Source organism: Aminobacter sp. P4_H6_2 (assembly GCF_056400805.1).
In genome coordinates, this window is sequence record NZ_JBFUKO010000093.1 from 1 (window position 1) to 13,126 (window position 13,126).

The following is a 13,126-nucleotide window of genomic DNA, read 5'->3' on the forward strand; positions in this document are numbered from 1 at the left end:
GGCGGGAAGATACTGGCCGAGGTCCACCTGGCGGATGCCGAGACGTCCAGCGAACGGCGCCTCGACGGTCTTGTAATCGACAAGGGCCTGCTGCTGGGCGACGAGCGACTCGGCGTTGAGCAGGTTGGCCTTGTCGGTATCGACCACCTGCTGGCTCACGGCATCGGTTTTAACCAGCTTGGAGTCGCGGTCAAAGGTGAGTTGGGCGATCGTCATGGTCGCCTTTAATGCATTGAGATGGGCGATGTCGTCGGCCGACTCCAGCTGCAGCAGGGCGTCGCCCTTGTTGACGTCGGCGCCGGATTCGAAGTGCAACACGGAAACGATGCCGGCAACCTCGGCGCTGAGATTGGCGCCATTGACCGCACGCACGCTACCCACCGCCTCGAGTTGCGATTGCCAGTCCTGCGAGGTGGCGACCATCGTCGAAACGGTTTGCGGCGGGTTGGCCAGCGAAGCCATCACCTTGGTGATCATCGAGGATTTGAATGCGGCAAAGCCGAAGACACCACCTAGAACAATGGCGGTGAGCGCCAGCATAACAAGCATACGCTTCAGCATCGACAACTCATCCGAAGGTTACGAGTTCTCCTGCGAAGCCTACCCTACACCAAGCCCCCCGTCGCGCAACGGCAACGTCGCGCGATCGCTGGTCGAGATGGGGTTCGCGCTGCAAAACCAACTACGTCTTGTTGCAAAACTAGGTCGGCGCCAAACATTCGGCAACTGACGACCGTGTGATCCTGACCCTCGGTGATGACCGCTGCGATGTCGCATCGCTGCAAAACTTCTGCAACTCACTGGAAATGCGATCTTTCTTGGGCGAAACTCACACGCTATAGAAGGGGCACAATGATCATACAGCGCCTCGCCCTTGCACTTCCGATCTGCCTATCGACCATCGTTCTCGGCGGCTGCAGCCGTTCGTCCGACGGCACGGTGGTTATTCCAAAGCAGGTCGACACGAGGCGGTTCTGGCAGGACGATGAGGCAAAGCGCGCCGCTGCCGAACGCGAACAAGCGGCTGCTTTTCCAACTGGGCCGGAGATCCGCTTCGCCACCCAGCAGCCCGGCCCTCGCCCGGTGACGCGTGCGCCGAGCACCACCGCTGGCGCTGCCAGCACCAAGCCTATTGCCTGCCGTGCGGCAGGCAGCCTCTCAGGTCGCGTCAAATACGTTTGCGACTGAGTTTTCCTGGCCTGCTGGTCCTCGCGGGCTTCCTCCCTTACGTCCATTGTGCCGTCTTGGCGCCGGAAAATGTCAGTCTGGTGTCAGCAAAGCCATGGTTTTTGCGTATTTGAGATAAACGCCAGGCTAGTCGGTTGACGAGCAAGCAGCGACCGTTATAGCCCACATCTATTCGCCTAAATGAACGGAGAGGGTCCCGTCTGATGGAGATATTTACTGCCGCAGGCTTCACAGCCCTTCTGCAGGTCATAGCTATCGATCTCGTCTTGGCGGGCGACAACGCCATCGTCATCGGCCTTGCCGCTGCGGGCCTCCCCGCCGATCAGCGTAAGAAGGCCATCCTCGTCGGCATCGCGGCCGCAACTGTGCTTCGTATCGGTTTCGCGCTGATCACCCAATGGCTCCTGGCCATTGGACCGATGCTTCTCATCGCCGGCGGCCTGCTGCTGTTGTGGGTGTGCTGGAAGATGTGGCGCGAGCTCAGCGTCAGCCACGAACAGGAACATGAGGCGACCGAAGCGCTTTCCGACGCCGACTACGACAAGGACGGCAAAATCGCAGGCAGAGGCCCGCGCAAGACCTTTGCCCAGGCCGCCTGGCAGATCGTCATCGCCGACGTTTCTATGTCGCTCGACAACGTGCTCGCTGTCGCCGGCGCGGCCATGGATCACCCGACCGTCCTGATCATCGGCCTGGCGCTGTCGATCGCACTGATGGGCTTTGCCGCTTCGTTCGTTGCGCGTTTGCTGCACAAATATCGCTGGATCGCCTATATCGGCCTGGTGATCATCCTCTACGTCGCCATCAAGATGCTGTTCGACGGTGCCGTCGATCAGTTCCCCAACCATTTTGGCTTCCTGAGCCCATGGTTCGGCGGAACTAGCGGCGGCCACTAAGACTACATTCGAGACAAGGGCTGGGTTCGACCCGGCCCTTGTCATTTTCAGACGGCGTCAGCGTCCCGGTTTGCTTGACAGCGGATTTGTGCTATTGCGCCGCCCGAATTGAGCTCTTTTTTGAGCCGACAGATCGTAAAAATTCGAGACTTCCGGGCCGGCCTTCAGGGGTTGCGGCCTTTATCCCTTGGAAACCCGTCTATGTCCGCAGCACCCCGCGTCAGTTTTGTCAGCCTCGGTTGCCCGAAAGCGCTTGTCGATTCCGAACGCATCCTCACTCAGCTCCGCGCCGAAGGCTACGAGATCGCCCGTAAGCATGATGGTGCTGACCTTGTCGTGGTCAACACTTGCGGCTTCCTCGATTCCGCGCGCACCGAGTCGCTGGATGCGATCGGCACGGCGATGAAGGAAAACGGCAAGGTGATCGTCACCGGCTGCATGGGCGCGACGCCCGAGCTGATCCGCGAAAAGCACCCCAACGTTTTCGCGATCACCGGTCCGCAGGCCTATGAAAGCGTGATGGCCGCGGTGCATGAGGCAGCGCCGCCGGCCCACGATCCGTTCACCGACCTGCTGCCGCCGCAAGGTGTCAAGCTGACACCACGCCATTACGCCTATCTCAAGATTTCAGAGGGTTGCAACAACCGTTGCACCTTCTGCATCATTCCCGACCTGCGCGGCGACCTGGTGTCGCGTCCCGCTGGAGATGTGCTGCGCGAGGCGGAAAAGCTCGCCAATGCCGGGGTCAAGGAACTGCTCGTCATCTCGCAGGATACCAGCGCCTACGGCATCGACATCAAATATGCCGCGTCGCCGTGGAAGGATCGCGAGGTCAAGGCAAAGTTCCTCGATCTGTCGCAGGAACTCGGCGAGTTCGGCATCTGGGTGCGCATGCATTATGTCTACCCCTACCCGCATGTCGCCGACGTCATTCCGCTGATGGCCGAAGGCAAGATCCTTCCTTATCTCGACATTCCCTTCCAGCATGCTTCGCCGCAGGTGCTCAAGAACATGCGCCGCCCTGCCCATGGCGAAAAGGCGCTGGAGCGCATTCGCGGCTGGCGCGACGTTTGCCCCGACCTCGCCATCCGCTCGACCTTCATCGTTGGCTTCCCCGGTGAGACCGATGAAGATTTCGAGATGCTGCTCAACTGGATCGACGAAGCGAAGATCGATCGCGCTGGCTGCTTCAAATACGAGCCGGTGCAAGGCGCGCGTTCCAACGATCTCGGTCTCGATCAGGTGCCTGAAGAGGTCAAGGAGGCCCGCTGGCACCGTTTCATGYAGCGCCAGCAGAAGGTTTCGGCCGCCCAGCAGGCCAAGAAGGTCGGCAAGCGCCTGCCGGTCATCATCGATGAGGCAAACGGCACCTCGGCCAAGGGCCGCACCAAATACGACGCGCCCGAGATCGATGGTTCGGTGCACATCCAGTCGCGCCGTCCGCTGCGTGTCGGCGACATCGTCACCGTCAAGATCGACAGCGCCGACGCCTATGATCTCTACGGTTCGGCTGTCTGAATCCACCAGTCGACTATCTCAGATCCAACAAAAAACCCCCGGCGAAAACCGGGGGTTCTTTGTTTGCGGAACGCTATCGCGTTCGAGCAATGCCAGCCGGCTTACTGCGGCAGCTTGTCGTCCACGCCCTTGACGTAGAAGTTCAGGCCGAGCAGGACGCTATCCTGGGCCACTTCGCCGGCCTTCAGCCACTCGGTGCCGTCCTGCTTGGTGACCGGGCCGGTGAAGGGGTTGAACGCACCGGACTTGATCTTGGCTTCGGTTTCCTGGGCCAGCTTCTTCGTCTCGTCCGACATGTTGGCGTAGGGTGCCATCACGACGTGGCCTTCCTTCATGCCGCCCCATACGTCGCTCTGCTTCCAGGTGCCGTCGATGACTTCCTGGATGCGCTCGATGTAGTACGGACCCCAGTCGTCGACGATCGAGGTCAGCTGCGTGGTCGGGCCGAACTTGATCATGTCGGAAGCCTGGCCGAACGCCTTGATGCCGCGCTCGGTCGCAACCTGCATCGGCGCGGTCGAGTCGGTGTGCTGGGTGATGATGTCGACGCCCTGGTCGATCAGCGCCTTGGCCGCATCTRCTTCCTTGCCGGCGTCGAACCAGGTGTTGGCCCACACGACTTTGAGCTTGAAGTCGGGGTTGACCGACTGCGCGCCCAGCATGAAGGCGTTGATGCCCATCACCACTTCAGGGATCGGGAAGGAAGCGATGTAGCCGGCAACGCCAGCCTTCGATTCCTTGGCGGCGATCACGCCCTGCACGTAGCGGCCCTCATGGAACTTCGAATTGTAGGTCGCAACGTTCGGATGTTCGCGCTTGTAGCCAGTGGCGTGCTCGAACTTCACGTCCGGGAACTTGCCGGAAACCTTGTTGAGCGGGTCCATGAACCCGAACGACGTCGCAAAGATGATGTTGCAGCCCGAGCGAGCGAAACGCTCGATGGCGCGCTCGGCGTCGGCACCTTCCGGCACGCTTTCGAGATAAGCGGTCTCGAGCTGGTCGCCGAACTTTTCCTTCGCCTGCAGCAGGCCCTGGTGGTGCTGGTAGGAGTAACCGAAGTCGCCGATCGGCCCGACATAGATCCAGCAGGCTTTGACCTTGGCCTCTGCTGCAATGGTGCCGAATGACATCACGGCGGCAGCCGCTGCCAACGACAGAATTGTCTTTTTCATGCTTTTGTTCCTCATAGTGGTTGCCCGGGGCACGATCCCATCCTTTTTATAGTCCCAGTGACATGGCCGTTCCTCGAAAAACCRCAGTGCGGCTTCGAGTTGAGACCATGCCCTTAGCGATCTGGCACAAACGGCCGCCCCAATGAAGCCGGAGTGTTCACCATCGTCAGTCGCCTGTTGCGCGAGATTAGAACAAGGACAACGATGGTCGCCAGATAGGGTAGCGAAGAAAGCAGCTGCGACGGCACGCCGATGCCCAGGGCCTGGGCATGCAACTGGCCGATCGAAACCGCTCCGAAAAGATAAGCACCCGCCAGTACTCGCCATGGCCGCCACGAGGCGAAGACAACGAGCGCCAGCGCGATCCAGCCGCGCCCGGCGGTCATGTTTTCGTTCCATTGCGGGGTGTAGACCAGCGATAGATAAGCGCCCGCAAGACCGGCACAGCCGCCGCCGAACATCACCGCGAGATAGCGGATGCCGATGACCCTGATGCCGAGCGCATGCGCCGAGGTGTGATTGTCGCCGATCGAGCGCAAGGTCAGGCCCGCACGCGTCTTGAACAGGAAGTAGGCCACACCTGCCGTTAGAAATATCGAGACGTAAAACAGCGGGTCCTGGCCGAAGAGCAGCTTGCCGACCACCGGCAGATCGGTAAGGCCGGGAATGTAGATGTAGCTCATCTTGACGCCCGGCAGGCCGACGAAGCTTTCGCCCAGCATGCCGGCAAGGCCGAGGCCAAGCAGCGTCAGCGCAAGGCCGGTCGCAACCTGGTTGGTCACCAGCGTCAGCGTCAAAAAGCCGAACAGAAGTGAAAACAGCGCGCCGACGATGATCGCGGCCAACACGCCGAGCCAGGGCGAGCCGGTGGCAAGTGCTACGCCAAAACCGGTCACCGCTCCCATCACCATCATGCCTTCGACGCCGAGATTGAGCACGCCCGAGCGCTCGACCACCACTTCGCCGACTGCTGCGATCAAAAGCGGGGTCGCCGCCGTCGCAACCGTTATCAGAATGTCTTCAAACATTTTGCTTGGCCTCCACGGTCTTTGCAGCGGAGGAGCCGACAAAGCGGATGCGGTAAAGAATGAGCGTGTCGCAGGCGAGCACGAAAAACAGCAGCATGCCTTGGAAGGCACGCACGACCTTGTCGGACACGCCGATCGAGATCTGTGCCGCCTCGCCGCCGAGGTAGGACAAGGCCAACACCAGGCCGGCCGCGACGATGCCGAGCGGGTTCAGCCGGCCCAGGAAGGCAACGATGATCGCGGCAAAGCCGTAGCCGGGCGAGATCGTCGGCCTGAGCTGGCCGATGGCGCCTGCAACTTCCGAGATGCCGGCCAACCCAGCCAGGCCACCGGAAACGAGGAAGGCGAAAAACACCATGCGCGACTGCGAAAAGCCAGCGAAACGGCCAGCGCGCGGGCTCTGGCCCAGCACGAGCACTTCAAAGCCTTTCAATGTGCGCGAGAGCATGAACCACATCGCAATCGCCGCAACGATGGCAAACACAAAGCCCCAGTTGGCACGGCCCGACGCCGACCAGATTTCAGGCAGCGTTGCAGCAACGCTGAAGGTGCGTGTCTCCGGAAAATTCATGCCGGCCGGGTTGCGCCAGGGGCCGCGCACCATCCAGTCGAGGAACAGCTGCGCGACATAGACCAGCATCAGGCTTGTCAGGATCTCGTTGGTGTTGAAACGCACCTTGAGATAGGCCGGAATGGCGCCGTAAGCGGCACCACCGGCGATGCCCATCAACAACATCAGCGGCAGAACGATCCAGGATTGGAACTCGGGGAACATCACCGGCAGGATCGAGCCAGTGATCGCGCCGATGATGAACTGGCCTTCGGCACCGATATTCCAGTTGTTGGAGAGATAGCAGATCGACAGCCCGACCGCGATCAGGATCAGCGGAGCTGCCTTTACCGCCAGTTCATGCAGCGACCAGACCTCGCGCAGCGGGTCGATGAAGTAGTAATACAGCGCCTCGACCGGGTTCTTGCCGAGCAGCGAGAACATGATCGCGCCTGCAATGAGCGTCAATGCAAGCGCAATGAAGGGTGAAAGGGCGGCGAAAAGCGCCGAGCGTTCCGGACGTCTGACGAGTTCGATCCGCATCACGCGACTTCCTGCGTGTGTTCGGGATGACCCGGTTCGGCGCCGCCCATCAAAAGCCCGATGCGCTCGAGCGTGGCTTCCGCGATCGGAATCGGTTTCGACAGCTCGCCATTGTGCATGACGGCGATCGAGTCGGAGATTTCAAACAGCTCGTCGAGATCCTGGCTGATCACCAGCACCGCCGAACCGTTGCGTGCCAGTTCGATCAGCGCCTGGCGGATGCGCGCGGCAGCGCCCGCATCGACGCCCCAGGTCGGCTGGTTGACCACCATGACAGCCGGATTGCGGTCGAGTTCGCGGCCGATGATGAATTTCTSCAGATTACCGCCCGACAGTGCCGCGGCCTCAGGGTCGGGCGCGCTCTTGCGTACGTCCATCGCTTGGATGATGCGTTGAGCCGCCTTCTGGATCGCGCCTGACTTGACCAGCCCGCCGGTCCCGACAAAAGCCTTACCGTCGGTGGCGTGGCGCGACAGCAAAAGATTCTCCGACAACCGCATGCGAGGAGCCGCACCATGGCCGAGGCGTTCCTCGGGCACGAAAGCCGCACCCAGCAGGCGGCGGGCAGAAATCCCCATGCGCCCTGCCGACTGGCCGCGAATGCGGATCGCCTCGGAGCTTTCCTGCAGTGCCTCGCCGGAGATCGCTTCGAAAAGTTCGCCCTGGCCGTTGCCGGCAACACCGGCAATGCCAATCACCTCGCCGCCAGCGACATCCAGCCAGATATTCTTGAGCGGCATCGAGAACGGACCGGCAGGCTTGCGGCTCATGCCGCAGATGCTGAGCAATTCTTCCCCGCGCACGGACGCGGTGGTGCGTTCGGCGTTCTTGACGTCGGTGCCGACCATCAGGCGTGCCAGCGAGGCCGGCGTTTCCTGCCTTGGATCGCAATGGCCGACAACCTTGCCGTGGCGCATGATCGTGGCGCTGTCGCACAGGCGGCGGACCTCATCGAGGCGGTGCGAGATGTAGAGGATCGACTTGCCTTCGGCGCGCAGCCTTTCCAGGGTCTCGAACAGCTTGTCGGCCTCCTGCGGCGTCAGCACCGAGGTCGGCTCGTCGAGGATGATGAGTTCGGGTGTCTGCAGCAGGCAGCGGATGATCTCGATGCGCTGGCGTTCGCCGACCGACAGGTCGCCGACGAGCGAATCCGGGTCGAGCGGCAGGCCGTAACTGTAGGAAAGCGCGCGTGCCTTGGCGGCAATGGTGCTAATGGGCGTGTCGTCGGCCAGGGAAAGTGCGATGTTTTCGGCGGCGGTCAGTGCCTCGAACAGCGAAAAATGCTGGAAAACCATGCCGATGCCGAGCTTCTTGGCGACGCCAGGGCTGGTGATCCTCATCGGCTGGCCGTTCCAGCCGATCTCGCCGGCATTGGGCTCGAGCGAACCGAACAGCATCTTCACTAGCGTCGACTTGCCCGCACCGTTTTCGCCGAGCAAAGCGTGGATTTCGCCCTTGGCGATGGTCAGGTCGACTTGATCGCACGCCTTCAGCGTGCCGAATATCTTCGTCAGGCCGCGAACCTCAAGCAGGTTCGGACCATTGGCTAAAGGGGTTGTGTCCACAACGCCTCCCATTGTCAGTTCTTTTTATGTTCCCGAGGGCATGGTAGGCGCGTCCTGCTCCCGGCGCAAAGCATGTCACAAGTTGAAAGAGCTTCAAGAAATTAAGCAAAAACTCAAGGAATAAGTACCGTTGTCCCCGTGGTCCTTCTACCTTCGAGATCGGCATGTGCCTGGCCGGCGTCGCGTAGCGCATAACGCTGGTTGATCCTGATTTCGACGGCACCTTTGAGCACCACATCAAATAGCGCATCTGCCGAACGGACCAGATCTCCGCGCTTGGCATTGTAGGCAAAGATGGTCGGCCGCGTCGCATAGAGCGAGCCCTTTTGCGCCAAAAGCGAAATGCTGAATGGTGGGATCGGCCCCGACGACTGTCCGAAGCTTACAAAAGTGCCCATTGGCCTCAGGCAGTCGAGCGAGCCCGGGAATGTGTCGTTGCCGACGGAATCGTAGACGACATCGCACTTCTTGCCGCCGGTGATCCTGGCCACTTCAGCGACGAAATCCTGGTCGGAGTAGTTGATGACGTGGTCGAAGCCATGCGCCTTGGCCAGCGCCACCTTTTCATCGGAGCCTGCGGTGCCGATGACGGTTGCGCCGAGATGCTTGGCCCATTGCCCGAGGATCAGCCCGACGCCACCGGCGGCCGCATGGTACAGGACCGTATCGCCAGCCTTCACCTTGAAGGTGCGGAGTAGCAGATATTCGGCGGTCATGCCCTTCAGCATCATCGCCGCGGCCTGCTCGTCGCTGATGCCGTCAGGCACCTTGACCAGCCTGTCGGCGGCGATCACCCGTTCTTCGCAATAGGCACCGGTGGGCACGGCATAAGCGATGCGGTCGCCGACCTTCAGCCAATCGACGCCCTCGCCCAGTTCGAGCACCACGCCCGCCGCCTCGCCACCAGGTGTCACCGGCATGCCGTTGGGCGCGGGGTAGAGGCCGGAGCGAAAATAGACGTCGATGAAGTTCAGACCGATCGCGGTATGGCGGATCAGCGCCTGCTCCGGGCCTAGTCGCCCGGCATCCGCATCTTCATAGACCAGGACTTCGGGGCCGCCATGGGCGTGGACTCGTATGGCTTTGGGCACGTCGTCAGTCTTTCTCTGTCTCAAGGGCAGGCTTTCCGCCGAGCTTTGGAAAGAACTGCATCACGCCGCCGATGAAGAACAAATAGATGCCGCTGATGGCGATGCCGATCTTGATCCATTCGCTCGCATGCATCTGCTGCAGCAGGGCCGCGGTGCCGAACGCGCACCAGATCAGTGTCATCGGCAGGTTGATGTTTCTGAGCCGTACGACGCGGACCGGATGCAGGAAGTTCATCGGCACGAACGTCAGGATGCCGGCGGCGACGACCACTGCGAATGACACCCATTGCCCGGGCTCGATGACGAACAGCGTGAACACCACCATGTTCCAGACGACGGGGAAGCCCTTGAAGAAGTTTTCCTTCGTCTTCATGCCGGTGTCGGCATAATAGATSGCGCTSGASACGACGATGATCGCCSCCGAMASRAAYGACARYCCCTCGCCCATGAASCCGCKYTGRTAAAGSGCRAARGCCGGGATCAGSACATAGGTSACGTAGTCGATGATGTTGTCGAGCAWYTCGCCCGACCAKGTCGGCAGGATYTCCTTGACCTCGAGCTTKCKSGCGATCGGCCCGTCGATGCCGTCGACGAACAGSGCCAGCCCCAGCCACCAGAACATCGCCGTCCAGCGTTCTTCGCTCGCCGCAACCAGCGACAGGAACGCCAGGAAGGAGCCCGAGGCGGTGAGCAGATGCACCGAAAAGGCGCGAGCCTGCGGCCATGTGACTTTTTTAGGCTTCACGGTTCCCGCCAATCCAGATTGCAGATCTCAATCGAGCGGAAGACCGTGCCGCATGCAAGTAAAAGGAGCCCAGAGCAGCGGGAACTTGCTTCTCCTCCGACGCTCGACCCGGCATGCAATTGGCAATCTCCGCTTCTTCAGGCACTTAATAGCAGGGCCGCTTTTCAGACAAGCTGAAAGCCGGACCAAAGGATGGAACGCAGCGTCAACTACAGTTCCGCAAGCGCCTTTGCAAACGGCTACCGTCATCAGGAACAGCAAAATGACCGCCGCACTCGTCCAAGCCGACGAATGGGATGAATCGCCGCGTTGATCAATGGCTTAGGCCCGCATTATATCAGGACGACTGAGGTGCAGGGGCACTTCGATAGCATGGACGGCGGCACATGAGCGTCGACACACAAAACCGCATTCTGGTCGCCGGCACGGGGCCAGTTGGCCTGATTTCCGCCCTCGCCTTCGCTGATGCCGGCTTTGGCGTCATCCTCGCTGGACCGCCGGCACGGTCCGATGACGGCCGCACCACCGCCCTGATGGTGCCGGCCTTGAAATTCCTCGATCGCCTTGGCGTGCTCGGTGCCCTTACCCCCGATGCCGCGCCGCTCAAGGTGATGCGCATCATCGACGGCACGTCGCGGCTGATCCGCAGTCCGATGGTCACATTCCGCGCCGGCGAGATCGGCGAAGACCATTTCGGCTTCAACTTCCAGAACCGGGTTCTCAACGCGGTGCTTGAAAGGACGGTCGCGGCACATGCAGGAATCGAGTGGCGCCGTGCGATGGTCGACAACTGGACCATCGAGCCAGGCAAGGTCATTGCCACCCTTTCCGACGGAACAACGGTAGAAGCACACTTGGCCGTCGCTGCCGACGGCAGAAATTCGCCAGCGCGCCAGGCTGCCGGCATTTCGGCAAGCGCGCGAACGCTTCCGCAGGCGGCATTGGTGCTGAACTTCGCCCACAGCCGCGACCACGCCTTTGCTTCAACTGAATTTCACACCGAAACAGGCCCGTTCACACTGGTCCCGCTGCCCGGTCGCCGCTCCAGCCTCGTTTGGGTCCTTCGGCCCGAGACAGCCAAGGAATTCGCCGACCTCGACGATGCTGCATTGTCGTTGCGGATCGAACGCCAGATGCAATCGATGCTTGGCCGCGTCACCGTCGATGGCGGCAGGCAGATCTATCCGCTGTCGACATTATTGCCCCAGCGGTTTGCCCAAAACCGCGTTGCCCTTGTCGGCGAAGCCGCACACGTCTTCCCGCCGATCGGCGCGCAAGGCCTCAATCTTGGCATCAGGGATGTCGATCAACTCGTTGAAATCGCAACGAAACACATTGACGACCCAGGTGCGCCAGCGGCCCTTGCCGCCTACGATTCCGCGCGGCGCCCCGACATTCTTGCCCGTACCAGTGCGGTCAACCTGCTCAACAGGTCGCTATTGTCAGACATGCTGCCGGCACAATTGGCTCGCAGCGCGGGGCTCAACTTCCTTGGCGGCTTTTCGCCCGTGCGCGCCTTCTTCATGCGCGAAGGCCTGAGGCCGGGCAGCGGCTTTTCATCGATCGCCTCAAGCCTGCGTTCGCCACGCCGCTCGCGCGACGCCTCGACGGACTAGGGAAACAGGTCAGGCGGCAATATGCCATGCTGGATCATGTAGAGCAGCCCGGTCACTGTCAGAACCGACAGGCAGGTGGTGACCAGCACGCTTGCCGAGGCGCGCTCGACCCAGACGCCATATTGCTGGGCGATGACGAACACGTTGGTCGCGGTGGGCAATGCCGCTAGCAGCATCGCTGAAAACAGCCATACCGGCGAGAAATTGCCGATCCAGCTCAATACGACGTAGCACAATAGCGGGTGGACGATCAGCTTGAGCAGCGCGATCGGCACCATTTCGTGCGGCACGCGCTTGAGCGGCCTGAGCGCCAGGGTCACGCCCATGGCAAACAGAGCGCAAGGGGCCGCTGCTTGCGACAGATATTCGAGAAAACGCTCGACCGGCAGTGGCGGGCGGAACTCGACATAAGCCGCCAGCACGCCGGCCGCGGTTGCGATGATGAATGGGTGGAATGCGATCTTCTTGATGACATCGGCTGCGACACTTATCGGCGAGCGCGGCTCGTCGCCGGCCAAGGCCATCATCATGGGGGCGATGGTGAAATGCATGATGTTTTCGAAGCAGAAGATCAGCGCCACCGGAACCGCGGCCTCTTCGCCGAAGGCAAGCAGCGCAAGGCCCGGGCCCATATAACCGATATTGCCGTAGGCCGACGCCAGGCCCTTGATCGTCGATTCGGCGATCTCGCCGCGCCCCTTGATGTAGGACACTACGAACATCAGCGAGAAGATGACGAAGGTCGAAAACACCGCCCCGAAGATGTATCGCCATTCGGTCAGGCGCTCGAAAGGTGTCTTGGCCAGCAACTGGAAAAACAACGCCGGCAACGCGACATAGACGATGAAGGTCGTCATCCAGCCAAGCGCTTCGAGCGGCTGTCTGGTGATCCGGGCAAGCACGAAGCCGATGAAGATCAGCCCGAAAAACGGCAGGACCAGACCGATCACCTCAGACATAGGCACCTTCCTGCTTCGCGCCGCACGAACATTTCAACTGCCGGTATCGTGCGGCCTGACAGCACGTCAAGGCGCTATGCCATTGAAATAGCTGCCTTGCTGCGCCAAATAGGGGAATAGGAAGGCACAATCAGCGGGACTGGAGGGCTACTTCGATCCAGATTGCGACCTAAGCGATTGAAAGCGCGTGTGATTCGGCGGATCATGCGCGGCATCGGGTGATCCGCATGAAGACGGCAAAATTCTCTATAGGAC

The 13,126-nt window shown here is 61.0% G+C and carries 13 protein-coding genes; 5 read left to right on the top strand and 8 right to left on the bottom strand.

Annotated features, from left to right (window positions below):
• Positions 1–477 (bottom strand): efflux RND transporter periplasmic adaptor subunit (locus tag AC1DUU_RS10035; protein WP_476783277.1); only part of this gene is annotated, 477 nt, incomplete at its 3' end.
• Between AC1DUU_RS10035 and AC1DUU_RS10040 the strand changes: the two genes are divergently transcribed.
• From AC1DUU_RS10040 to rimO, 4 genes are all read left to right on the top strand, one after another.
• Entirely contained in the window at positions 467–730 is a 264-nt protein-coding gene (locus tag AC1DUU_RS10040; protein WP_476783278.1) for a hypothetical protein, read from the top strand. The genes AC1DUU_RS10035 and AC1DUU_RS10040 overlap by 11 nt on opposite strands.
• 122 nt (positions 731–852) lie before the next feature.
• Entirely contained in the window at positions 853–1,188 is a 336-nt protein-coding gene (locus tag AC1DUU_RS10045; RefSeq protein ID WP_476783279.1) for a hypothetical protein, read from the top strand.
• 203 nt (positions 1,189–1,391) lie between these two features.
• Positions 1,392–2,084, top strand: a complete 693-nt coding sequence (locus AC1DUU_RS10050) for a TerC family protein (protein ID WP_476783280.1) — start codon at positions 1,392–1,394, stop codon at positions 2,082–2,084.
• 201 nt (positions 2,085–2,285) lie between these two features.
• Entirely contained in the window at positions 2,286–3,602 is a 1,317-nt protein-coding gene (gene rimO, locus AC1DUU_RS10055; RefSeq protein ID WP_476783281.1) for a 30S ribosomal protein S12 methylthiotransferase RimO, read from the top strand.
• Between the two features lie 101 nt (positions 3,603–3,703).
• On the opposite strand, the gene AC1DUU_RS10060 is transcribed toward rimO, so the two are convergent.
• The 6 genes from AC1DUU_RS10060 to pcsA all read right to left on the bottom strand — a co-directional run bounded on the left by AC1DUU_RS10060 (position 3,704) and on the right by pcsA (position 10,296).
• Entirely contained in the window at positions 3,704–4,774 is a 1,071-nt protein-coding gene (locus AC1DUU_RS10060; protein WP_476783282.1) for a BMP family ABC transporter substrate-binding protein, read from the bottom strand.
• Positions 4,775–4,887: 113 nt separating this feature from the next.
• Positions 4,888–5,802, bottom strand: a complete 915-nt coding sequence (locus tag AC1DUU_RS10065; protein WP_476783283.1) for an ABC transporter permease — start codon at positions 5,800–5,802, stop codon at positions 4,888–4,890.
• Entirely contained in the window at positions 5,795–6,895 is a 1,101-nt protein-coding gene (locus AC1DUU_RS10070; RefSeq protein WP_476783284.1) for an ABC transporter permease, read from the bottom strand. Before AC1DUU_RS10070 ends, AC1DUU_RS10065 begins: the two co-directional genes overlap by 8 nt.
• On the bottom strand, positions 6,895–8,472 hold the full coding sequence (locus AC1DUU_RS10075; protein WP_476783285.1) for an ABC transporter ATP-binding protein: 1,578 nt from the start codon (positions 8,470–8,472) through the stop codon (positions 6,895–6,897). Before AC1DUU_RS10075 ends, AC1DUU_RS10070 begins: the two co-directional genes overlap by 1 nt.
• A 101-nt stretch (positions 8,473–8,573) precedes the next feature.
• Positions 8,574–9,551 (bottom strand): quinone oxidoreductase family protein, encoded by a 978-nt coding sequence (locus AC1DUU_RS10080; protein ID WP_476783289.1) that lies wholly within the window; start codon positions 9,549–9,551, stop codon positions 8,574–8,576.
• A gap of 4 nt (positions 9,552–9,555) precedes the next feature.
• Positions 9,556–10,296, bottom strand: coding sequence for a phosphatidylcholine synthase (gene pcsA / locus AC1DUU_RS10085; RefSeq protein WP_476783286.1), 741 nt, complete (start codon positions 10,294–10,296; stop codon positions 9,556–9,558).
• 386 nt (positions 10,297–10,682) lie between these two features.
• Between pcsA and AC1DUU_RS10090 the strand changes: the two genes are divergently transcribed.
• The gene (locus tag AC1DUU_RS10090; protein WP_476783287.1) at positions 10,683–11,912 is read left to right on the top strand and encodes a UbiH/UbiF family hydroxylase; all 1,230 of its coding nucleotides are present in this window, start codon (positions 10,683–10,685) and stop codon (positions 11,910–11,912) included.
• Here AC1DUU_RS10090 and AC1DUU_RS10095 read toward each other — a convergent pair.
• A complete protein-coding gene (locus tag AC1DUU_RS10095; RefSeq protein ID WP_476783288.1) occupies positions 11,909–12,871 on the bottom strand; it encodes an AEC family transporter in 963 nt (320 codons plus the stop codon). The two genes, AC1DUU_RS10090 and AC1DUU_RS10095, sit on opposite strands and share 4 nt — an antisense overlap.
• Positions 12,872–13,126 lie beyond the last annotated feature (255 nt).

What these genes read in the sequence shown, in the direction of transcription:
- AC1DUU_RS10045 (WP_476783279.1), top strand. Translation starts at nt 853, where the DNA reads ATGATCATACAGCGCCTCGCCCTTGCACTTCCGATCTGCCTATCGACC.
- AC1DUU_RS10050 (WP_476783280.1), top strand. Translation starts at nt 1,392, where the DNA reads ATGGAGATATTTACTGCCGCAGGCTTCACAGCCCTTCTGCAGGTCATA.
- AC1DUU_RS10065 (WP_476783283.1), bottom strand. Translation starts at nt 5,802, where the DNA reads ATGTTTGAAGACATTCTGATAACGGTTGCGACGGCGGCGACCCCGCTT.
- AC1DUU_RS10070 (WP_476783284.1), bottom strand. Translation starts at nt 6,895, where the DNA reads ATGCGGATCGAACTCGTCAGACGTCCGGAACGCTCGGCGCTTTTCGCC.
- AC1DUU_RS10090 (WP_476783287.1), top strand. Translation starts at nt 10,683, where the DNA reads ATGAGCGTCGACACACAAAACCGCATTCTGGTCGCCGGCACGGGGCCA.
- AC1DUU_RS10095 (WP_476783288.1), bottom strand. Translation starts at nt 12,871, where the DNA reads ATGTCTGAGGTGATCGGTCTGGTCCTGCCGTTTTTCGGGCTGATCTTC.